Origin of the sequence: Citrobacter europaeus, assembly GCA_020099315.1 — a bacterium.
In the GTDB taxonomy this organism is placed as follows: domain Bacteria; phylum Pseudomonadota; class Gammaproteobacteria; order Enterobacterales; family Enterobacteriaceae; genus Citrobacter; species Citrobacter europaeus.
Window position 1 is genome coordinate 2661847 of the sequence record CP083650.1, and the last position, 21323, is coordinate 2683169.

The 21323-nt window shown below is 52.4% G+C and carries 20 protein-coding genes; 8 read left to right on the top strand and 12 right to left on the bottom strand.

The window, feature by feature from the left end; translation table 11 throughout:
• Positions 1-72 precede the first annotated feature (72 nt).
• Complete coding sequence (gene puuE / locus LA337_12600; GenBank protein UBI14047.1) at positions 73-1335, bottom strand: 4-aminobutyrate transaminase; 1263 nt, start codon at positions 1333-1335, stop codon at positions 73-75.
• Positions 1336-1440: 105 nt separating this feature from the next.
• Between puuE and LA337_12605 the strand changes: the two genes are divergently transcribed.
• Positions 1441-2916, top strand: a complete 1476-nt coding sequence (locus LA337_12605; GenBank protein ID UBI14048.1) for a PLP-dependent aminotransferase family protein — start codon at positions 1441-1443, stop codon at positions 2914-2916.
• 43 nt (positions 2917-2959) lie between these two features.
• Here LA337_12605 and LA337_12610 read toward each other — a convergent pair whose 3' ends face one another.
• The 4 genes from LA337_12610 to LA337_12625 form a co-directional block, all read right to left on the bottom strand.
• Positions 2960-4168, bottom strand: coding sequence for a cytochrome c (locus LA337_12610; GenBank protein UBI14049.1), 1209 nt, complete (start codon positions 4166-4168; stop codon positions 2960-2962).
• A 3-nt stretch (positions 4169-4171) separates the two neighbouring features.
• Positions 4172-6064 carry an NAD(P)/FAD-dependent oxidoreductase gene (locus LA337_12615; GenBank protein ID UBI14050.1) on the bottom strand — a complete coding sequence of 631 codons (1893 nt, stop codon included), beginning with the start codon at positions 6062-6064 and terminating at the stop codon, positions 4172-4174.
• 88 nt (positions 6065-6152) lie between these two features.
• Entirely contained in the window at positions 6153-6626 is a 474-nt protein-coding gene (locus LA337_12620) for an ester cyclase (protein ID UBI14051.1), read from the bottom strand.
• 11 nt (positions 6627-6637) lie between these two features.
• Positions 6638-8065, bottom strand: coding sequence for a gamma-aminobutyraldehyde dehydrogenase (locus LA337_12625; GenBank protein ID UBI14052.1), 1428 nt, complete (start codon positions 8063-8065; stop codon positions 6638-6640).
• Between the two features lie 315 nt (positions 8066-8380).
• On the opposite strand from LA337_12625, the gene LA337_12630 reads away from it, so the two are divergent.
• Together LA337_12630 and LA337_12635 are read left to right on the top strand one after the other, a co-directional pair.
• Complete coding sequence (locus LA337_12630) at positions 8381-9106, top strand: GntR family transcriptional regulator (protein ID UBI14053.1); 726 nt, start codon at positions 8381-8383, stop codon at positions 9104-9106.
• 24 nt (positions 9107-9130) lie between these two features.
• A complete protein-coding gene (locus tag LA337_12635; protein ID UBI14054.1) occupies positions 9131-9829 on the top strand; it encodes a hypothetical protein in 699 nt (232 codons plus the stop codon).
• Between the two features lie 21 nt (positions 9830-9850).
• Here LA337_12635 and LA337_12640 read toward each other — a convergent pair whose 3' ends face one another.
• Positions 9851-11332 (bottom strand): APC family permease, encoded by a 1482-nt coding sequence (locus LA337_12640; GenBank protein ID UBI14055.1) that lies wholly within the window; start codon positions 11330-11332, stop codon positions 9851-9853.
• 332 nt (positions 11333-11664) lie between these two features.
• On the opposite strand from LA337_12640, the gene LA337_12645 reads away from it, so the two are divergent.
• Positions 11665-11805: a hypothetical protein gene (locus LA337_12645; GenBank protein UBI18455.1), complete on the top strand. Its 141-nt coding sequence runs from the start codon at positions 11665-11667 to the stop codon at positions 11803-11805.
• 37 nt (positions 11806-11842) lie between these two features.
• On the opposite strand, the gene LA337_12650 is transcribed toward LA337_12645, so the two are convergent.
• Complete coding sequence (locus LA337_12650; GenBank protein UBI14056.1) at positions 11843-12751, bottom strand: LysR family transcriptional regulator; 909 nt, start codon at positions 12749-12751, stop codon at positions 11843-11845.
• Between the two features lie 305 nt (positions 12752-13056).
• Between LA337_12650 and LA337_12655 the strand changes: the two genes are divergently transcribed.
• Genes LA337_12655 through LA337_12670 form a run of 4 tightly spaced genes read left to right on the top strand, consistent with a single transcriptional unit; the run spans position 13057 to position 16162 of the window.
• Positions 13057-13890, top strand: coding sequence for an ABC transporter substrate-binding protein (locus LA337_12655; protein ID UBI14057.1), 834 nt, complete (start codon positions 13057-13059; stop codon positions 13888-13890).
• 1 nt (position 13891) lies between these two features.
• Complete coding sequence (locus LA337_12660; GenBank protein ID UBI14058.1) at positions 13892-14710, top strand: amino acid ABC transporter ATP-binding protein; 819 nt, start codon at positions 13892-13894, stop codon at positions 14708-14710.
• Positions 14710-15495: an amino acid ABC transporter permease gene (locus LA337_12665; protein ID UBI14059.1), complete on the top strand. Its 786-nt coding sequence runs from the start codon at positions 14710-14712 to the stop codon at positions 15493-15495. The genes LA337_12660 and LA337_12665 overlap by 1 nt, the downstream gene beginning before the upstream one ends.
• Positions 15485-16162 carry an amino acid ABC transporter permease gene (locus tag LA337_12670; GenBank protein UBI14060.1) on the top strand — a complete coding sequence of 226 codons (678 nt, stop codon included), beginning with the start codon at positions 15485-15487 and terminating at the stop codon, positions 16160-16162. The genes LA337_12665 and LA337_12670 overlap by 11 nt, the downstream gene beginning before the upstream one ends.
• Positions 16163-16171: 9 nt before the next feature.
• Here the strand turns inward: LA337_12670 and ydhT are convergent, their stop codons facing one another.
• The 5 genes from ydhT to LA337_12695 form a co-directional block, all read right to left on the bottom strand.
• Positions 16172-16984 carry a protein YdhT gene (ydhT, locus tag LA337_12675; protein UBI14061.1) on the bottom strand — a complete coding sequence of 271 codons (813 nt, stop codon included), beginning with the start codon at positions 16982-16984 and terminating at the stop codon, positions 16172-16174.
• Between the two features lie 3 nt (positions 16985-16987).
• Positions 16988-17773, bottom strand: a complete 786-nt coding sequence (locus tag LA337_12680; protein UBI14062.1) for a thiosulfate reductase cytochrome B subunit — start codon at positions 17771-17773, stop codon at positions 16988-16990.
• Complete coding sequence (locus LA337_12685) at positions 17770-18438, bottom strand: 4Fe-4S dicluster domain-containing protein (GenBank protein ID UBI14063.1); 669 nt, start codon at positions 18436-18438, stop codon at positions 17770-17772. Before LA337_12685 ends, LA337_12680 begins: the two co-directional genes overlap by 4 nt.
• 64 nt (positions 18439-18502) lie before the next feature.
• Positions 18503-19168, bottom strand: coding sequence for a YdhW family putative oxidoreductase system protein (locus LA337_12690; protein ID UBI14064.1), 666 nt, complete (start codon positions 19166-19168; stop codon positions 18503-18505).
• Between the two features lie 10 nt (positions 19169-19178).
• Positions 19179-21281, bottom strand: a complete 2103-nt coding sequence (locus tag LA337_12695) for an aldehyde ferredoxin oxidoreductase (GenBank protein ID UBI18456.1) — start codon at positions 21279-21281, stop codon at positions 19179-19181.
• Positions 21282-21323 lie beyond the last annotated feature (42 nt).

The window sequence follows — 21323 nt, forward strand, 5'->3', positions numbered from 1 at the left end:
GTCAATTTATAGCAACAAAAAAGCCGACGGTGATGACGACCGTCGGCTATGAGTATCCTTTTGACTTATGGGTTATTTGGTTGCCGCTTTGATGATATCAAGCGCTTTGGCGAACTGATCCTGCGGAATCGTCAGCGGGTAAAGGAAACGAATAACGTTGCCATATTGACCACAGGTCAGCAGTAGCAATCCTTGCTCAAGGGCTTTCTTCTGCACGCGCTGTGCGGCGGCGGCGTTGGGTTCTCCCGTCGTTGCATCACAGAATTCAGCGGCAATCATAGAGCCTAAGCCACGCACTTCGGCCAGTTCAGGACACCCTGTTTGCGCCTCGGTCAGAGTGGCGCGCAGTTGTTCACCGAGGGCCGCCGCACGCTGGCACAACTGTTCATCACGAATGATATCCAGCACCGCATGAGCCGCCGCAATCGACAGCGGGTTCCCGGCGTAAGTTCCGCCCAGACCACCCGGCGCTGGCGCGTCCATGATTTCGGCTTTGCCCACGACGCCTGACAGCGGCATGCCGCCCGCAAGGCTTTTTGCCATGGTCATCAGATCCGCTTTATCAGCGTAATGATCCATCGCAAACAGCTGGCCCGTACGGGCAAACCCGCTTTGCACCTCATCAGCGATCATCACAATGCCATGCTCGTCGCAAATACGGCGGATGGCGGTCACAAATTCCGGCGGCGCTACTACGAAGCCTCCTTCTCCCTGGACGGGTTCGAAAATAATCGCCGCAACCTGGGTTGGATCGATATCGGCTTTAAACAGGCGCTCGATCGCTTTTATGGAGTCTGCCGTAGAAATCCCCTGCAATTCAGAAGGATACGGCGCATGGTAAATGGAGCCAGGGAACGGGCCGAATCCTTTTTTATAGGGCGCTACTTTGCCGGTTAACGCCATCGTCATGTAAGTACGCCCATGAAAACCGCCGCCAAACGCGATAACGCCAGGACGGCCGGTATGCGCGCGGGCGATTTTCACTGCGTTTTCTACCGCTTCAGCCCCGGTGGTGAAGAACGTGGTTTTCCGCTTACCGTCGATTGGCGCAACGGCGTTGATTTTCTCAGCCAAAGACACATAGCTTTCATACGGGACAATCTGATAAGCAGTATGGGTAAAAGCCTGAAGCTGTGCTTCGACTGCCTGCACCAGGCGAGGATGACGGTGTCCGGTGTTCAGCACGGCAATCCCGGCGGCAAAATCAATGTACTGATTGCCTTCGATATCGGTAATCGTGCTGTTTTCTGCCGACTGGGCATAAAAATCACACATTACACCCACGCCACGCGGGGTGGCATCCAGACGACGTTGTTGCAGGTTTTTATTGTTCATTCTTACACCTTGTCCATTAATACATTTAGGTTGAATTACCCTTTAAATTTAGACGCCGTCTGGTACTTTAATCGAGAGCCAAATCGTTTTATTTTAAGGATCCAAATGCGTTCACTTGCCGGAGATGTGATCAAGCAGGCATTTAGCCAGCAGCCAGATGAAAAACTGCATCGTCGTCTGTATGCCGCCATTTGTAGTTGCATCCTCGAAGGTAGCCTGAAACCGGCTACCCGAATGCCTCCTTCACGTGACCTGGCAGGAGAGCTGACGCTATCGCGCAATACCGTCCTGCGGGTTTACGAGCAGTTGCAGGCCGAAGGCTATATTTCTGCGCGTACCAGCAGCGGCACATTTGTCACTGACAGCGTGCTGGACAATCTCAACCTGCGTCCCAATAAAGAACCTGTTGCTGCCACTCTGGAGGATCACACCCGCTTATCTGCCCGCTGCCTTGAGCTGTTGGGTCATGCCAGCGCCAGTCCCCGTCAGTGGGGGGCATTTATTCCAGGCGTACCTGATGTAGAGCATTTCCCTCACCGGGTACTCAAAAAAATTCAGGACAGGCTGGCGAGACGCCTGCGTCCGGAGTTTCTTACTTACGATGCCGCAGGCGGCGTGAATGAGCTAAAAGAAGCGCTGGCAGACTATCTGCGAACCGCGCGTGGCGTGCGGTGTTCGCCGGAGCAAATTCTGATTACTGAAGGTATTCACCAGGCGCTGGATCTGGTGACCCGAACATTATGCAACCCCGGTGATAATGCCTGGATTGAGGAGCCGGGCTACTGGGGAATCAAAAATATTCTGCGCATCAATGCGGTAAATTTTTCGGCTATCCCGGTTGATGAACAAGGCATGGTCCCTCCGGAAGCTGGAGAGCCTGCGCCAAAACTTATTTTTGTGACACCGTCACATCAATATCCTCTCGGTTCGGTGATGAGCCTCAGTCGCCGTCAGCAACTTCTGTTTCGCGCACGCGAAACGCGAAGCTGGATAGTGGAAGATGACTATGACAGCGAGTTCCGCTTTTCAGGTCAGCCGATCCCCTCTTTGCAGGGACTGGAAGAAGAGACGCCGGTCATCTATATCGGGACATTCAGTAAGACACTCTATCCTGCGCTACGTCTCGGGTATGTGGTGCTGCCCAAACCGCTAGCCGCACCGCTGAAGAAAGTTCATAACGACCTCTATCGCGGCGGACATTTGCTGATTCAGGCCGCGCTGGCAGAGTTTATCCGTGAGGGTTACTACGCGGCGCACATACGTAAAATGCGCCAGCTGTACAGTCGTCGTCGTCAGACACTGGTGGAGCTTATCAGCCGCCAGCTTGGTGAGCATTATCTTGGCTCTTTCAGCAGCAACGCCGGGCTACACATGATTCTACAGTTGCCCGCCGGGAGCGATGACGTTGTTATTGCCCAACAGGCGAACACACAAGGGCTGCTGGTGCGCCCGCTGTCTCGCTACTACGTGAATGAAGAGAAGCGCAGCGGACTGCTGCTGGGATTTGCCAGTATCGAAGAGCATGAAATGGCGGCGGCGTTTACACGACTGGTGGGTATTATCAGAGTAAACGCCGTATAAGCACTGCCGGATAGCGGCGTAAGCGCCTTATCCGGCATGCTGTTTAATGTGACGCTTTTTTAACGCCAGCCAGGTCTTCCTGGCTTACTTCGCCATTCCCTTCTCCCCAACTCTTACGCACGTAGTTAATCACGTCGCGCATTTCGGTGTCGTTTAACAGGCCACCGTACGCAGGCATCTTAAAGGAGACGTTGCCACGCGTAGTCGGTGTTTCTGCGCCGTGGGCAATCACTCTGAACAGTGGCGTCGGGTCATCAACCATGACCAACGGGTTATTGATCAAAGAAGGCGCGTTATCATCCGTACCTTTCCCTTCCAGTCCGTGACAGGTGGAGCAGTAGCGGTTATAGGTCACTTTGCCCGCCTCGGGTGAATTCGACCAGGATGCAGTAGTCGATGCGGTACGCCCCGCTTCAGGCTTCGCGCTTTTCAGGCTCAGCAGATATTGCGCGATCGCCGTGGCATCTTCATCAGTCAGATACTGCGTACTCTGCGTAACGACTTCAGCCATCGAACCAGAAACCGCGGCATGTTTGCTTTTACCGGTCAGCAGCAGCGATTTTAACGCCTGCTCTGACATTCCGCTGCCCCGCAGCGAAGGCGCATACCAGCCGTCGATCATCGCGCCGCTCAGGTACTCGGCATCAGCATTGGTATACGCTTTTTCGTTCATCGCCATGCCTCTCGGTGTATGACATGAACCGCAGTGCCCAGGACCTTCCACCAGATAAGCGCCCCGTTTTACCAGGGCAGCGTTGTCATCTGGTTTCGCATTCACTGCTGTCGTTGTTGGCGCGTCGGTAAACAACCAGTTCCAGATATGCAGTGGCCAGCGGGCGGAGAGTAGCCACGGAATAGCATTCTCTTTATTGGGTTGCGCAGACGGCCTGACATCATGCATAAAATAGCGATACAACGCCTGAACATCCGCGTCAGAAAGTTTTGCATAAGAGGGATAAGGCATAGCCGGATAGAGCGGATGACCGTCTTTGGCAATTCCCTGACGTACCGCCTTTTCAAAATCCTCGTATGAGTAATTACCAATACCCTGCGTCTTGTCTGGGGTAATGTTGGTCGAATAAATATCCCCTACCGGGGTAGGAAACTTTTTGCCACCCGCCATCGCAGCACCACCTTCAGTGGTATGGCAGGCCACACAGTCTGAGATTCGCGCGATATATTCGCCATTAGACTCCGCAGCGCTAACAGAGGCGGTAAATAAACAGGCGGCAAGAACGGTTACATTACGCATAGATCACCCCATATCCTTGAGTTCATTAACCGCACGCCATGCCTGGTCGATCGCCGTATGGGCATAAGCACTCCAGTCAGAATCGGAGTTAGCGATGGCGATGCGACCGACTGGCTGACGCGCCCGCTCGATAATTTCTGGCATTTTATCCATATCATCGAACAGCGAGTTGGCGTAATACGCATAGCCATGCGCCCAGCGGTTAACGGTAATGGCGGCGATATCGCGTTGATTATCAAAGCCCGTTGAGCCAAACATTTCCTGCAGCTGGGAACGAATCATCTCCTCATGCGCCGCAAATGTGGTCCCCAGTAAATAGGCTCGTCCCAGACGGAACTGCTCTCTGGCCGACAGGTTACTGCCAGGATAGGTAGGCACATAGACCATGTGAATGACCATCGGATCGTCCGGTGAGGCCGGATGTTGGTACCCGCCGATGCTGACCGGATAGTCGAGCTTAACCCTGCTATAGGGAGCAGCCGGAGAGTAAAATTCATGTACGCCAAGCTGTTTGAACGCCTGCCAGTTTTTGACCACCACGTTGGTGTACACCAGCGGTGCTTTCACGTTCAGTTTGAGATCCGCCTGCTGCTGTTCCGGCATCTCAGGCACCAGATACGGGATCATCATGTTATAGCCTGCCATGATGGTGTTCTTACCGCGCACACGGTGCATTTTGCCGTCACGCAGATAGGTCACCGCCACGCCATCCTGTACGTTGGCCGCATTTATCACCGTGCTGTTCAGGCGCAGACGCGTGGTGTTTTCTGGTAGATCCAGCTTTTCGTAATGCAGTCTGGCGAGAACAGAGTCTTCCATAGTGTTACCCGGTAGCGCATCCGGCAGCATATACCTGACTAACAGTCGGGCCAGACCGGCGTTACCGTCCGGGAAATGGTAAACATACGGCTCTTCGAGGTCGGCCAGCGACTCTCCGTCCAACGGCGGTAACCCCATCCCTTCCATGCCGGGTAAGGCGCACGCCCTGGCATCGCTGCAGGAGATGCCTTCAATGCCGATGGCAAAGAAGTCATTGGAACGCTGCTGAAAATAGAGCAGCGCCATTTTACTCAAACCAACTTTTGTTGCTAAAAATTCACTGTAGCTGTGGGTATCCAGCCATTCCATTTTCTCATCGACCGTCATCCCCGGAAGGTAATCGCCAGGACGTACGTGCAGGTCGATCAGCGCTTTTCTGTCGTTCTCACTTAGCGGGAAATCATTGATAAAGTCTTCAATTTTACGCCCATTGAGCCTGTCCGGCGGGATATCATCAGATACCGCGCGGCCCGGATCGCCGCTGACGATTTTTGTTTCGCCAAAATTCTTTTTGTCGAAGAAAACGCCGCGACTGAGCTGCCAGTCGGGGTAGAAGTTTACGTCAAAACTCTCTTTTAACCGCGTGACGCTGACGCCCACGGTTTCCATCAGTTTTTGTACCTCAGGACTGAAATTATGCGCGGGTGACTGGAATGCTTCGCTGCCGCCATAACCGAGTAGTTTCTTGCCCGAGCTGGTAAATTCATTACGTTTGGCATGCCCGCCAAAATCATCATGGTTATCGAGGATCAGGACCCGGCTATTTTGTCCGGCAAGTTGTCGCCAGAAACATCCGGCAGCCAGCCCGCTAATCCCGCCCCCCACTATCACCAGATCGTACTCTTCCTCAACGGGCAGAGCGTTTAGATCAAAATGCTTATGCTCGCGGCCTAGCGCATGCGCCATTTCAAACGATCCAGGATGATTACCCCGCAGCCCCGTCAGCGCGGGCGGATAATAGTGTCCATCTATAAATGCGTTTCCCTTTCCTGCCGCCCTGACCCATTCCAGCGGAGTAAGCCCCGCCGCAATAGTCACCGCGACGCCGTTGAGAAAATCACGTCTGGTAATTGCCATTAACTTTTTTCCTTATTGCTACACACTGCCCTTAATACGACACAAATAAGAGATATACCCCTTCAAATTATTAAAGGGGTACAGCCGACTACTTCACTGGCTTTAACTCTTCGTCCAGTTTTTTAGAATCATAATAGTCACCCTGCCAGGTGATTTTTCCTGCTTTAACATGAATATAGCTGACGCCTTCAAATTTGATCGGATTATTTGTCGGCGGACTCCCTGCCCATTCACCACTATTTTTTCCTGAAAATTCCCAACGGAATGCCACGGTATCTTCGTCGTAGACGGGTTTACCCACCATTTTCCAGCTCAGGTCTGGCACCGCCTTAATAAAAGCACCGATGACCTCTTTTTCCGCTTTTTCTCTGCCGTTTATTGGTTCGCCCGCAGCGGCATCATAATAGACCGCATCATCAGCAAGATATTGAGCGGCTCGCGAAGCATCGTGCGCATTCCACGCCGCCATATACTCTTTCACGGTATTCAGCGAGGTGCTTTCCGCCAGGCTAAAGCCCGAGAACATCACTAATGAAAGCACCGCTATTTTTATGGTTTTCATCGTCATCCTCTCTATTCAGAAATGTCACACATGATATGTTTCACCCGAGTGTATTCTTCGAGCGAATAGGATGAGAGATCTTTGCCATAACCCGATTTTTTGAACCCGCCGTGCGGCATTTCGGCGCACAGAGGAATGTGATTGTTAATCCACACCGTGCCAAAATCGAGGTCAATGCTGAAGCGCTGCGCGCGACCATGGTTACTGGTCCAGACGCTGGCGGCAAGACCATACTCCACATCATTCGCTTTGTGTAGTACTTCTTCGTCAGTAGAAAACGATTGAATAGTCATTACCGGACCAAATACTTCATGCTGAATAGCTTCATCATTTTGATGCAATCCGGAGACGATCGTCGGTTCAAAATAGAAGCCAGGCCCAGATCCTGCGCGCCCACCGGTTTCAATTTTTGCATGTGCTGGTAAACGTTCAATAAAGCCTTTCACCTGCTCCAACTGATTTTTGCTATTTAATGCGCCATACAGCGCCTCCTGGTCCTCTGGCGGTCCAAATTTAATACTCTTCGTTTTCTGGATCAGCTTTTCCAGAAACTCAGCGTAAATGGACTGTTCGACCAGGATACGCGTAGCCGCCGTGCAGTCCTGCCCGGCATTGAAAAAGCCTGCCGTGGCGATTGTCGCAATCGCCTTGTCCATATCCGCATCGGCAAAAACCACCGCGGGCGCTTTCCCGCCCAATTCCAGATGCGCCCTGGTCAGGTTTGCCGCAGCCGAAGCCGCAACCTGCAGACCCGCACGGACCGAACCGGTAATCGAAACCAGCGAGGCTTTCGGGTTTGAAACCACCAGCGAACCGGTGCTGGCTTTGCCCAACACGACGTTAAATGCTCCTCTCGGGAACAACGGGGCAGCCAGTTCGGCCAACAGCAGCGTGCTGATCGGTGTGGTGTCGCTTGGCTTTAATACAACCGTGTTGCCTGCCGCCAGCGCTGGCGCAATCTTCCATACCGCCATCATGAACGGGTAGTTCCATGGCGTAACCTGACCAACAATACCCAGCGGTTCGCGGCGGATAGTTGAGGTAAACCCGGCGGAATATTCTCCTGCCGCCTTCCCTTCAAGACAGCGCGCCGCGCCGGCAAAAAAGCGGATGGCATCGCAGGATGCCGCGATCTCTTCTTTCTCAATAAAATGGCGAAGCTGACCGGTTTCCTGGCTCTGCGCGTTTACTAACCGCTCAACGTTGCGTTCAATCTCATCAGCCAGGCGCAATAACGCCTTTTGCCGCTGTGCCGGCGTCGATTTTCTCCAGATGCTAAACGCCGCCTCCGCTGCCGAATATGCCTGCTCCACCTCTGCCGCGCTGGCGTTAGGAGATAATGCGTACGTTTCGCCGTCAACCGGACTCACCAGCTCGAAGGTGTCTTCGCTGCTGCCTGCTACATATTGCCCATTAATAAAATGCTTCAGGGTTTTCATACCTGTCTCCTGCCAGTTAATACATAAAGAATCTTATGTAATATATATATTGTAAAACATTTTCAAATGCGCAACATTGACACTATGATAAGCCTCGCATTTTTAACTTAATTTTCACATTTACAAGGTAAGGTTTTTCTTCGTGAGTCAACGCGTTATGCCCGGCTCATCATGAGGTTATCGGGACACACATTCGCCTGTGCAGTTATGTTGCGCCCAGGCATGTAAAATGACTCGGCCATTCTTACCTTCCTTGCCCGACGGGCATGTGTTAAAAATGGTCGTTGTTTCAGGGAATTGAGTACAGAAAAGATTATGATTACTCACGCGGTCATATTTGCGCCTATCGGGCAGGTCAGTCGTTCAGACCAGATAGTGCAGCGCCTTTCAAACGCCATTATCACGGGATTGCTGGAGCCAAAAGAACAGCTCCCCAACGAAACTGATTTGGCAAAGATGATGGGTGTCTCACATATCACCATCAGAGAAGCGCTAAACACGCTTCGGGCTAATAATCTTATCCATACGGTTCGTGGGCGTAATGGCGGAAGCTTCGTATGCGAAAACATCGATGGCAAAAACAGCGCTCTGCATCCGTTCAAAGCGATCAGTACGGATTACCTTTCTGATCTGGGTGAAATGCATTGCGCCATTATCAGCCATAGCGCAAGGCTGGCCTCCAGACGGATGACAAGCGCGGATATCGCCAAATTTCGCGAGTTTGTTGAAGTACTCAGTAAAGCAAACTCACCTGAACTGATGACCCAGGCCGATATGCGTTGCCTGCTGGCGATAGCCGCCAGTTCGCATTCGGCGCGGCTGGCCAACCAGGAGCTGCAGGTGCAGGCTGAATGGGCATCGCTGGTGGCGATACTTTATCGTGCAGACAACATTCATGCCGAAATTATCGCGCTTTATTCGGCGTTGGCCGATGCGCTGGCGGCGCACAACGAGGCGGAATCTGTGCAGCTTGCCACACGGATCATCGACACGTTTACCTATTACCTTATTGAAAAAAAGCTGAAATATAACGCGAACTGACAATCAGTGAAGGCAGGACAGATAATGAGCTCTTCGACATCCTTAAGCGCATTAATTCGTAAAATTGATGATATTACCGCCTCTACCGTAGATTCTACCGTTGCGCTGGCGAGGAGCATCCATGAGGCGATTTCCGGGGTGCAAAAGCCCTCGGCAGAGGTTGTCCTCGATCCCTCGGTGAGATCGACCGTTCAGCAACACATCAAGCGCACGCTCAACGACAATCATTACTGTTCAGGAGCCGGGTTTGCCAGCCATATTGAGAGTACCGCAACAACAAAAGAGTATTGGCTGCTGGAATGGTGGTATAAAAAGGATAATGGTTTGAGTCAGGCGCACCTCGATTTGGATCAGGCCACACAACAACGACTGGATTTCAGAACCTTCGAGTGGTTTAAACACTCACCTCCGGCAGGAAAAGCCTATATCCACGGTCCCTACGTCGACTATATCTGCAATATCTCCTATACCCTGACCTCGGCAGTACCGGTCTACTACAACGATCAGTTTCTTGGTGTCGCTGCCGTCGACCTGCTGGTTAGTCAGACAGAAGCCGAACTGCTCTCCTGCGCTCACCCTGATTATGTGATTCTGACCAATCTGGAAAACAGGATAATCTTCTCCAGTTGGCCGCGCTTTCGCGTGGGTGAATTACTCGCTCCAGCAAACAGTAGTGTGGTTTATCAGAGCGACTACTTTATCCTTTATCACTATCAAAACTAAGGGCCCGAAGGCCCTTAGTTTCTAGTTATCCTGGCCTATATTCAGCTTGTTAGCGTAAGCAATAGCATCATTTTCCGGTGCCGCAGAACGACCAAACGGTCGGGTCAGGAACATATAGATAAGCCCCGAGCCAACAACAATCGCCAGGCCGAACAATACCGTCCAACGATCGATGAAGTCGCTGCTGTCTGCCGGTTGCGCCAACAACCAAATCCCACATAATCCATAGGCCAGCGCCAGCACGTTCACAATTGTGCCCCAACCGCCAATAGTCCACTCCCCGGCCGGTTTCCAGCCTTTCAGGCGCTGGCGCAGTGCGGCAAGCACAACCATCTGGAACGAAATGTAAATCCCGATGACGGCAAACGCGGTAATACGCGACAGATTATCTGGCTGAAAATAGACCCAAACACAGATGATGACCGGCAGCAAGCAACTGACGACCATGGCATTATCCGGAACGCCATTTTTAGATATCTTTGACATCCATTCACTACCCGGCAGCATTCTGTCGCGGGAGAAGGAAAAGATAAGGCGGCTTAAGGCAGCCTGCAGAGACAGAATGCAAGACAGCATCGCCACAATCGCGACGATGATAAAGACGGTTGCGCCGGTTTCGCCAAGTGCTTCGTTCAGGATAGCCGGGATCGGATCGGACGTTTTGCCATTCACGATACTGACCAGATTCGGTGAAGCCAGCAAATAACCCATTACGGAAATAATCGCAGAAATCGCACCAAATACGATGCTTAAAATCATCGCGACCGGGATCTTTTTACTCGGATTCTGCACCTCTTCCGCAACGTTACCGCAGGCCTCAAAGCCAAAGAACATAAACAGCCCCATCAGTGCGGCGGACATAAATGCGGTGGAATAGCTGCCGTCATGAGCTAGCACGCCCATCGAATCGAAGATGACAGAGAACGGCTGCGAACGGTGGAAAATCAGCAGATAAATCCCCAGCGCAATCACGCTGACGATTTCACACCAGAAGCCAATTTTCGCAACACGGGCCAGATTCTTAGTCCCGGACATATTAACCGCCATCATCAACAGCAGCAGCAGGACGGAAGTCACCAACATGGTGGCTGGCGTCTGACCATAGTGGAAGAGCGATTCAACAAACGTAGACGTATATTCCGCGATTGACGTAATGGTGACCACCAGCGCCCACAGGTAAATCCAGGCGGCGATCCACGCATACTTCTTGCCCCACAACCTTCTGGCCCAGGGATAAAGCCCGCCGGTTATTGGATACTGGGAAGCGACCTCACCAAACACTAACGCCACTAAAAGTTGTCCACATGCGACGATTAAAATCCACCAAACTGCAGGCGGCCCCGCCAGCGTTACGGCCAACGCAAACAGTGAATAGACGGCGGTAAGCGGCGACAGGTAGGTAAAACCCAGCGCAAAGTTTGAAATAAGACCGATCGAGCGATTGAACTGTTCTTTGCCATCTTTCTGAAAATTATCGTTTTTCTTATCAGTAGTCTGTTCCATATAGCTTTCTCTTTTGTGGAATAGTCGCAGGGTTGAACAATTAATGTATAAAAGATATTAAGTTATATGTATAGTGGTTTTGTCGCGCATTTGTTAAAAATGATCGCGTATCACGTTAATGAAAAAATGAAGGCAAAACGGTAGAGAGTGTGAGGATTTTGCGGTATTTACGACCAACGATTCTTTAGCAATTGCGAACCGTGGGCCACTTTGGCGGATAAATACGCACAGCGGATTGCGTTCGATGCTAAGTAGCAAGAATCGCTGCTATTAAGCAACATTTTTGCAATATAATAACGTGATGTTAAACGCTGAACCTGAGCAGGTGAATGATGGAAATTGATCTCGATAATCTGGTCTTTGATGGACTGGAAGAAGCGCAAGAGCGTAATGCTGAACGTCTGGAAGATGCAGACAAGAAAGCGCAGGAAATTATTGCTGATAATGACTGCGGCGACGCCTGCAAAATCTGATTTCTAAACCGGCGCAATGCCGGTTTTTTATCGCCTGCTACCCCTTCCTGCTTGAGCCCGTATATCGCAACGCCTCAATCAGTTGCGCAAAAGCGGCGGTATGCTGTTTGCGACTGGGGTAGTACATATAATAGCCAGGAAACGGTTCGCACCAGTCCTCCAGCACTTTTTCCAGCGCGCCGTCCGCAACGGCCCGTTCTACGGTATCTTCCGGCACAAATGCCAGCCCCATTCCGGTAATCGCCGCGCCGATCCGCGGGGGCAGATTGTTAAAAATAAGCTGTCCCTCCACCCGCACGCGCAAATCTTGACCGTCTTTGGTAAACTCCCAGGCATACAGACCGCCCAACGTCGGCATGCGCATGTTAATACAGTTATGATTTTGCAGGTCGTGCGGAGTATGGGGTTTGCCATGACGGGCAAAATATGCCGGTGAACCCACCACTACCATGCGCCAGTCTGGGCCAATCCTGACGGCGACCATGTCTTTCGCCACCTGCTCGCCAAGCCGAATACCCGCATCATAGCGGCCGGTTACAATATCCGTCAGGCTATTGTCGATGGTCATTTCAACATTCACATCAGGGTAAGTCTGTAAAAAAGGCTCCAGCGCGGGCCAGACGGTAGATTGCAACGCGTGCTCGCCCAGCGTCAGACGGATGTTACCGGCCACACGCTGGCGGACATCGGTTAATGCCAGCAGCTCCGATTCAATGTCATCAAAACGCGGGCTGATACTGTTGATGAGCCGTTCTCCGGCTTCGGTCGGCGCAACGCTGCGCGTGGTGCGTGTCAGAAGTCGTACATCCAGACGTTCCTCAAGCCCACGAATCGCATGGCTTAGCGCGGATTGCGAAACCCCAAGCTTTGCCGCTGCCCTGGTAAAACTCCGCTCGCGGGCCACGATAATGAGATAATAGAGATCGTTAAAATTATCACGCAGCATGCATTTCCCCAATCCAGACCTGTTGTGACACATGGTACAGGTCAGGAGGATATTCCAGTAGCGTTTCTGGACATTAGCACACTTCAGTCATATTCACGCGCACCCTCATACAAAAACCAAACGTGAATTACTGCCGGGGTTATGCACTATTTTGCCTTCCGCCATTGCAATATTTTCACCCGTAATTAACACCCTTTTCACTAATAACATTTTGTATATAGATAAGAATTTTTTCTTATTTTGTCCCAACCGTAAGTTATGGGAGCGTAAAAAGCACAAACCAAAAACTACAGGGATTTCATACAATGATGGCAACGAAAAAATACCGCGCTAAAAAAACACTGCTGGCGCTCGGCGTGCTGCTGGCTTCAGGTCTTACCGTCTCGCAGGCACAGGCCGACCAACTGGCTGATATCAAGGCCGCTGGCGTAGTAAAAGTCGCGACATTCGACGCGAATCCGCCGTTTGGCTCCATCGATGCGAAAACGCATAAGATTGTCGGCTACGACGTTGATTTTGCCGAAGCGCTGGCCAAATCCCTTGGCGTAAAACTGGAACTGGTCGCGACCAATCCGGCAAACCGCATTCCGTTATTACAATCCGGTAAAGCCGATTTAATCGTCGCGGATATCACGATCACGCCTGAACGGGCGCAGGTGATTGACTTCTCCGTCCCTTATTTTGTTACCGGTCAGCAGTTCCTTGTGCCAGCAAAATCTCCGGACAAGCTCGAGGAATACAGTAAAGCGCGAATCGGCGCGGTAAAAGGTACCACCGGCGAGCAGGCGCTACATCAGCGCTTTCCGCAGTCGCGTGTGCTGGCCTACGACGATATTCCACTGGCGTTAACCGCGCTACGCAACGGCAATGTCCAGGCGATTACCCAGGACAGTACGATTCTGGCCGGTTTATTAGGCGGCGCGCCGGATAAAGCAGATTTCAAAATTCTGCCGGATCTGCTGAGCAAAGAAGAGATCGGCGTGGGGGTGAAAAAAGGTGAACCTGCGCTGTTAAAAGCCGTCAACGATGAGCTTTTGAAGCTGGAATCTACCGGGCAGGCGGCCAAAATTTATGATGTCTGGTTTGGTCCTGAAACCCAGAATCCCCAACCCCGCGCCTTTAAAATAGAAGCCAGATAATATGCTCTCAGCCCTTTTTCATCGGTCCGCAGCTTCTGCTGCGGATTTTACCCATTTGCGTCAGGCGAGCGTCGAACTGCGCAATGTCATCAAACAGTATGACGCTCACACCGTACTTAACGGCGTCAGCCTCTCAGTTGAACCCGGTGAAGTGGTGACTATTCTGGGCCCTTCTGGCTCCGGAAAGTCCACTCTTATACGTCTTATCAACCAGCTTGAGTCGCTGAGCGGAGGTGAAATCTTCATTGATGACAAACCGATTAGTCAGTTGCGCGGGGCTGCATTACGCCAGTTACGCAGCCGTATCGGTTTCGTATTTCAGCAATTCAATCTCTATGCGCATCTGACAGCGCTTTCGAACATCGCGCTGGCGCTGGAATATGTTCATGGCTGGAACAAGGCGGAAGCGGAGCGTCGGGCATTCGAGTTGCTGGAAAAGGTGGGACTGGCAGAAAAAGCCAACGCCTATGCCGCGCAGTTGTCCGGTGGGCAGCAGCAGCGCGTGGCCATCGCCCGTGCGCTGGCCTCGTCGCCACAAATCATTCTGTTTGATGAGCCAACCTCTGCGCTGGATCCGGAAATGATCGGCGAGGTATTACAAGTGATGAAAAACCTGGCCCACAGCGGCATCACCATGATCGTCGTGACCCATGAAATGCATTTCGCCCGTGAAATTGCCGATCGGGTGGTATTCATTGATGGCGGCGATATTCTTGAAGTAGCCGCACCAGAAGATTTTTTCACCCGACCACAGCACCCGAGAACCCAGCGTTTCCTGAAAAAAGTGCTCGATCCGTTACACCAGGAGTCATCGCTATAATGCTTGCAATGGACTGGCAGGGGGTGCTGAGCGGGCTACCTCTGCAATGGATAATTTCCGGCTTTCTCACCACGCTCTGGGTGACGCTGGCAGGTATCGTGCTCGCCACGCTTATTGCCATCGCGCTGATCGGCCTGCGCCTGACGGGCAATCGCCTCGCCAAAGCGGTAGTCGGCGCGTGGGTCTCGGTGTTTCGCAACACACCGTTACTGGTGCAACTGATGTTCTGGTATTTTGCCGCATGGAACTGGCTGCCCCGCGACATCATTACCTTTATCAATGCTGAGCATCCATGGTCTATTCTGCCGGGGGATGTCTGGTGGTTAACACCAGAATTTATCTGTTCAGCATGGGGGCTGGGCGTATTTACCTCGGCATTTTTGGTCGAGGAGATCGCCTCTGGTTTACAAGCGGTTTCTGCCGGACAACGCGAGGCTGCCGTGGCGCAGGGTTTTTCATCCTGGACGACGTTCCTTCACATTCTGCTGCCTCAGGGGCTGGCAAACGCCTGGCAACCCATTGTTGGGCAGTATCTCAACCTGATGAAGCTCTCCTCGCTCGCCAGCGGTATTGGTTTTGCCGAGCTCACCTACCAGGTACGGCAAATTGAAAGCTACAACGCGCACGCGCTGGAAGCCTTTGCCGTTGGCACGGCGCTTTACCTGTTCACCGGCATCGTTCTGGGTATGCTGCTTACGCGTCTTGGCCCGCAGCCAGCGTCGGGTAAATCGTCAAAGGTAAGAACGCGCATTTTCTGCGTCAGGAGCATACCGCGTGATCGCTAATATTTCGGTCATTACCGACAATCTTGACTATCTCCTGTGGGGACGAATGGCGCAGGGGCAACCCGGCGGCGTTCTGCTCACTTTGCTGATGGCTTTCGGCGCGGCGCTGCTGGCCCTGCCGGGCGGAATAGTTCTTGCCTGCTGCGCCTGGCGGTTTCCTGGCGCGGTTCGCAATCTATTGTTCATCTGGGCGGAGTTTATTCGCGGCATTCCGCTCATCTTTGTGATTTTCTGGATGTGGTATTTGCTCCCCATGCTGACCGGAAGCGATCTTCCCGGCGCCGTTACCGTGACGCTGGCGTTGGCATGGTTCACCGCCGCCTCGGTGATGCACTCAGTGTACGCAGGAATCAGCGCACTGCCTGGCGGGCAATATGATGCAGCAGTGGTTCAGGGTTTTCGCCCTTATCAGGCACTGTGGCTTATCTTATTGCCACAGGTGCTGCGTAACGTGCTGCCGTCGCTCACGGGGATCTTTATTGGATTACTGAAGGATACATCGCTGGCATTTATCGTTAACGTGCCGGAACTCACGACGGTTGCCGGTCAGGTTAACAGCCGGGTGCAAATCTACCCGGCAGCTATTTTTATCTTTACCGGACTGGTCTATTACCTGCTGTGCCTGAGCCTGGAGAAAATCACCCAACGCCGCTTCGCGCTAAAATGACACCACGGCTCAACATTCCACGAACTGATGGTCTTCGTTGAGCCGATATTTCACCCCTGCCCGAATGTTATTTTCCCCTTCAACGGCAAGCGCAAAACGCATCCTCTCGCCATCGTGGTAGGCCAGCGCCGCGCAGCCGCCGGGACCGAGCGTTATCGAATCGACAACGCCTGTACTGGCAACGACGGCGTTCTCTCCGCTGGCAATAATGTGGATGTTATCCGCGCAGTTGGCGATTTTGGACTCTGCGCCAAAACAGGCCAACTGGGTTAAATCGCCACTGCAGGCAATCCGGTTTCGGTCACCGAGCGAGCTGATGCGTACGCGCATGCCGGTACTGGCGATACGCGTCCCGTCACCCACGCTACTGATACGTGCCGAATTTCCCGCAACCGCAATTCGCCCGCGATCGCCTGAGCTGCCGATATGCACGTTGTAGCCTACGCTACCAATGCGTGCGCTATAACCTGCGCTGGCAATCTGGGCGGCATACCCTGCGCTGGCGATTTTAACGTTATCGCTAGCGCTACTAAACCGGGCATTATCTTCCGCATCCGCCAGCGGACGGCGGGTTTCCCCCGCCGTTTGCACACGGGAAATACTCCCCATCGCGCGAATATCCTGCTGGACAAAACTCGCCTCTTCCCGCCATTTTGACCAGCCGTATTCCACCAGGCTGTCTGCCCAGTCTGTATACCCTTCTCGCTGGAGCGCACGATGGACATCGGCATAGCTTCCACCAGCGGGAAAAGTACGTAAAAACCAGCGATACATAACGGGCCCAACGCGCCAGGCCCGTAAATCACTTCGCGTAATCATCATCGCTTAATGTCGGTGATAGCCATCCACCATACACTTGAAGGTTTCGCCCGGCGTGCGACCTGTCGTGCAGAGATAAAGATGCCCAAAAATGAAAAACAGACTGACAATCGCCAGCGCGAAGTGCGCCTGCAGCAGCCAGTAACGCACGCCAGGGAACAGATCGCCGACAACCGTCGGATAGAGCGATAACAGCCCTGAGATTAGCAGTAATGGCAGCAAACCATACATCACGCCCACATAGGCCGCCTGCTGTAGCGGATTGAACTTAGAACGCTTTGATGCCGGGAATGGGTGTGATTCACCCTGCATAATGCCGAACAGGTAAAATCGCGTTTGTCTTTGCGCGCGTGCGATCCATCCTTGACGTTGAATAATATAATGATGTCCGTTGCCGCCAATCAGGTTGATCAGGACAAAACCAATCCAGCAGGCAAGCAATAAAAAGCCGCAGATCTCATGTACGGTAAGCAGGCTTTTCATCACCGATGCGCTGACGGCGGAGAAGTGATTGACCAGACCACTAGCCAGAAGTAGTAAAAAAAGCAGCGCATTTGACCAGTGCCATAAACGTACAGCCTTCGAGTATAAATAGACTTTCTCACCGTGCCCTGCCGACGCTTTATGCGCCGCTCGAAAGCGCAGCATGGCGTGTAGCGCCAGCACCAGCCACATTCCCACCAGCATTAACCCAGCGATAACCAGCCACACAGGCCAGTAGTCCGGTGAAAACAGGGGAACATACTGCGCAAGCTGGGCGTGAAACTGTTCGGCATTCTGCGACGCGTTCATACATTATCCTTTTTAATCAAATGTTGACCGAACCGACGATACAGATGGGGTTTTCCGGCGCCTGCAAGTTGATGTTCGTAATACTTATTTTCTCGCAACCAGCTCTGAATTTCTGGGCTATCTTCACGACCAAAAATCAGCGCATGTTCCGGGCAGGCGTTAACACAGATCGGCGGAAAACCTTTCGCCAGACGTGTTTCAGCACAGAAGTCGCATTTATCCGCCACTTTGGTTTGCGGGTTGAGATAACGTACCTGATAAGGACACGCGCCAATACAGTAGCTGCAGCCGATACAGGAAGACGTGTCTACCCGCACAATACCGTTTTCATCTCGCCAGGAGGCGCCGGTCGGGCACACCTCAATACAAGGCGCATCGTCGCAATGCTGACAGGACTGACGGAAGTAGTGATACAGTGTTTCGTTGTCGTTGTCAGAGACCGGAATATGCGCTATCGACAAACGGCTGCCCTGGGGAGGAACATGGTTGGTTTTCCTGCATGCGCGGGCGCAGAGATTACATCCGTTACACAGTGATTCGTCGTGAATCATGACGTAATGAACGTCTTTAGGGCTTCTGGTACTCGCTAACAGATTTTGACCTGGGCCGGTAAAAAAAATCACCGTCCCCATGCCAATGACAAATTTTCGTCGGGTGAAGGACATCGGGTTATCCTCTAATACTGTGACAGTGGTCGTCCACACATTCCATGACATCAACCTGAATAATTCAGGGGTTCTGATACTGCTCAACCTCAAGCCATTCACACAGGCCGTACGCTTTGCCATAACTCATAAAACGTTCGCTGAACAAATAAGGCTCCGCATTTGACGATTCCACAGGCCGTATATCTGCGTAATCAGGATGCGTTTCCATGGCTGTGAGCGCAGCTGCAAGCTGTTGAGACTCAAAGCTATACGGCGGTTGCGTCAGCATGGCGACCTTATAGGGGCGAGGATACGTGCGACAGTCGAAGCGTACCGCTTCGGCAATCGCACGGCAGATGTCGTTTTCCATCACCTGCACACACATATCGGCGTAATTTGCGCTCATGGTTTGCGTCGAATAGAAATACGCATCTTCCGCGCCCTGCACACGGCTAATATCCGCGTCATTCGCGTCCTGACACAGCGCATCCAACAGCGTAGAAAGCTCGGTTTCAGGGACCGAATAAGGTGGCTGCAGAAACACGCTGCGCGCCACAACTTGTCCTGACGCTGAATGCTGACGAATAAAATCTGCCACAATCGACTCCGGGCTGACGGGTTCCTGAACCTGAGGTGCAGTCACCTGCTCTACAGGAGGGTGAAACGCCTGCAGCCACTGTCTCTTTTGACTGTCAACCTCGTCAGGAAACGCCTCAACGGGTATCAGAACGTCGCTCACGTTAGTCATCTTGCTTTCCTTACGCCGGCAACAGATCCTGTGCAGCCAAATCAGCGGCTACGTCTTCAAGTCCGAGTCGGTTCAGGGTTTCACGCGTTGGGCAACCCAGCTCTGGATCCCAGCCCATTTCCTGATAGAACATCGTCAGGGACTGACGCATATCCTCCCTGTCCATCTTGTCGGTTCCTTCAGTGAAAACCGGGATCTTCGGATCTTTATCAAACACCCAGGAACAGATGAGATCGTGCTCATTGCGCATATCTTTGGTTTGCATCAGTTTGACCGTATAAGCACGATGCAGGGTAAAGATGCGTTCAGCGGCCAGGTCCAGACTCGCCTGCGTGGTTTCATCACCGGTGACCGCCTGGAAGAACTTCGCTTCCAGATCCAAATCCCCGCGATAGTTACGGCTCTTGAGTGGTGAAACCGTCATCGGCCAAACCCAGTTACACAGCGTAACCGCGTTATGCAGACAGACTTTCAGCAGCGTCCATTTGGCATATTTAATCTTGGCGGCATTGATCGGGGTGTAGTTTTTGGTTTCATCGTAGGCATCCTGCGAACCAAATAACTCGCCCGCCACTTCGCGCTGTAATTTCAGCGGTAATCCGGAACCGATGAAGTTGATATGGGTATGCGTCATACAGTCACGGTTAAACATACAGTTGGTGATCGCTCCCACCTGTGCGGAGGCCTCGTTTGCATGGTGGACTGGAAAACCGAACGGTGACCACAGTTTATTTTTGGCATAACCCCAGTACTCTTCGCCCAAATCCCAGCGTTCAGCAATGGCATACGAGCCGTCCGCAAGATGGCTGAGTTCACCCACGCGATGCGCCAGGCGGTAGTAGAAGTCTTTAATAAAATGAGGATCGCCCGCTTCCAGCTGATCCCAGCGGATCTCCGCATACTCTTCAGCGGGCAGTACGCGCTTAAAGACGCCTTTCGAATAGCAATAAGTAAAATCACGGTGCAACTGCCCGTAGTTACACCAGATGCCATAATCGTCGAACAGGTTCAGACCTATCAGATTTCCCACCACGCGCCCGTCGTCTTTATCGTCGAAATCTTTCGGGCCATTAGGGAAAATGGTGGTGTGAACGAAGTTCGCTACGCAGGTGTTACCACCGGTACTCGGCACGCCAAAATCTTTCACTCGCGGGACATTAAGCTGCGACATACAACGAATGGGACATGAATGGCAGCCGCTCATTTTGACCGTGTATTTCTCAGCGGCTGGCCCCAGATCGAACACGGATTTATAGGTACGGAAACCCACGGTATTCTGGTTACCCGGCGGGATTTCGCCGGTTTCGATTGGCCCACCTTCTGCCGCGCCCCAGAAAAGTCCCTTACGGGCTGTCCAGCGCGAGTTTGGCGAAGAATATTCTGCCCAGGCCTGCGGGGTGCTTGGCACAACGTGGTTGTTGTTGGCGCCGATAAGCTCGGTCATCATGTAGTCATTGAGCCGCTTCATCTCTTTGCGATCGGCAATATTGACCCCTCTGGTCCCTTCTACCGCAATGGCCTTCAGGTTTTTCGAGCCCATCACCGCGCCAGTACCGGCGCCGCCGCTATGGTTACGGCTGTTGATCATGCAGGAGAGCGGCACCAGATTCTCACCCGCCTGGCCAATAGCCGCGACGCAGGTTTCCGGGCTGGTAATACGGCAAATTTCCTCGGTTGTGGCGCGCGTTCCCTTGCCCCACAGGAAATCGGCTTTTTCGATGCTCACCTTATCGTCTTTGATGTTGATCCAGACCGGAGATGCGGACTTTCCTTCGATAACAATGGCATCGTAACCGGCGAATTTCATTTGCGCGGCGAAGAAGCCGCCCATGTGGGCATCCACCACTAAATTGCCTTTGGTGAACGTCGATAAGGAGGTGATATTGACGCGGGAGCTACAAGGGGCACCAGAACCCGTTAATGGTCCGGTGGCGAAAACCAGTTTATTCCCTTCATCAAAAGGCATGGTGCCAGGCGGGACTTCGTCGTACATAATTTTATAACCAAAGCCCATCCCGCCGACAAATTTTTTAAATTTACTGGAATCTTCCAGGGTGATATTACCCGTGGTGAGATTGACCCGTAAAATATTACCTGTCCAACCATTAGCCATCATGTTTTCCTTTGCAAGAAGGTTTAATAGATATACCCGCCA

Excerpts from the sequence above, each read along its gene's own strand:
- puuE (UBI14047.1), bottom strand. The coding sequence starts at position 1,335 with ATGAACAATAAAAACCTGCAACAACGTCGTCTGGATGCCACCCCGCGT.
- LA337_12605 (UBI14048.1), top strand. The coding sequence starts at position 1,441 with ATGCGTTCACTTGCCGGAGATGTGATCAAGCAGGCATTTAGCCAGCAG.
- LA337_12610 (UBI14049.1), bottom strand. The coding sequence starts at position 4,168 with ATGCGTAATGTAACCGTTCTTGCCGCCTGTTTATTTACCGCCTCTGTT.
- LA337_12615 (UBI14050.1), bottom strand. The coding sequence starts at position 6,064 with ATGGCAATTACCAGACGTGATTTTCTCAACGGCGTCGCGGTGACTATT.
- LA337_12620 (UBI14051.1), bottom strand. The coding sequence starts at position 6,626 with ATGAAAACCATAAAAATAGCGGTGCTTTCATTAGTGATGTTCTCGGGC.
- LA337_12625 (UBI14052.1), bottom strand. The coding sequence starts at position 8,065 with ATGAAAACCCTGAAGCATTTTATTAATGGGCAATATGTAGCAGGCAGC.
- LA337_12630 (UBI14053.1), top strand. The coding sequence starts at position 8,381 with ATGATTACTCACGCGGTCATATTTGCGCCTATCGGGCAGGTCAGTCGT.
- LA337_12635 (UBI14054.1), top strand. The coding sequence starts at position 9,131 with ATGAGCTCTTCGACATCCTTAAGCGCATTAATTCGTAAAATTGATGAT.
- LA337_12640 (UBI14055.1), bottom strand. The coding sequence starts at position 11,332 with ATGGAACAGACTACTGATAAGAAAAACGATAATTTTCAGAAAGATGGC.
- LA337_12645 (UBI18455.1), top strand. The coding sequence starts at position 11,665 with ATGGAAATTGATCTCGATAATCTGGTCTTTGATGGACTGGAAGAAGCG.
- LA337_12650 (UBI14056.1), bottom strand. The coding sequence starts at position 12,751 with ATGCTGCGTGATAATTTTAACGATCTCTATTATCTCATTATCGTGGCC.
- LA337_12655 (UBI14057.1), top strand. The coding sequence starts at position 13,057 with ATGATGGCAACGAAAAAATACCGCGCTAAAAAAACACTGCTGGCGCTC.
- LA337_12660 (UBI14058.1), top strand. The coding sequence starts at position 13,892 with ATGCTCTCAGCCCTTTTTCATCGGTCCGCAGCTTCTGCTGCGGATTTT.
- LA337_12665 (UBI14059.1), top strand. The coding sequence starts at position 14,710 with ATGCTTGCAATGGACTGGCAGGGGGTGCTGAGCGGGCTACCTCTGCAA.
- ydhT (UBI14061.1), bottom strand. The coding sequence starts at position 16,984 with ATGATGATTACGCGAAGTGATTTACGGGCCTGGCGCGTTGGGCCCGTT.
- LA337_12680 (UBI14062.1), bottom strand. The coding sequence starts at position 17,773 with ATGAACGCGTCGCAGAATGCCGAACAGTTTCACGCCCAGCTTGCGCAG.
- LA337_12685 (UBI14063.1), bottom strand. The coding sequence starts at position 18,438 with ATGTCCTTCACCCGACGAAAATTTGTCATTGGCATGGGGACGGTGATT.
- LA337_12690 (UBI14064.1), bottom strand. The coding sequence starts at position 19,168 with ATGACTAACGTGAGCGACGTTCTGATACCCGTTGAGGCGTTTCCTGAC.
- LA337_12695 (UBI18456.1), bottom strand. The coding sequence starts at position 21,281 with ATGGCTAATGGTTGGACAGGTAATATTTTACGGGTCAATCTCACCACG.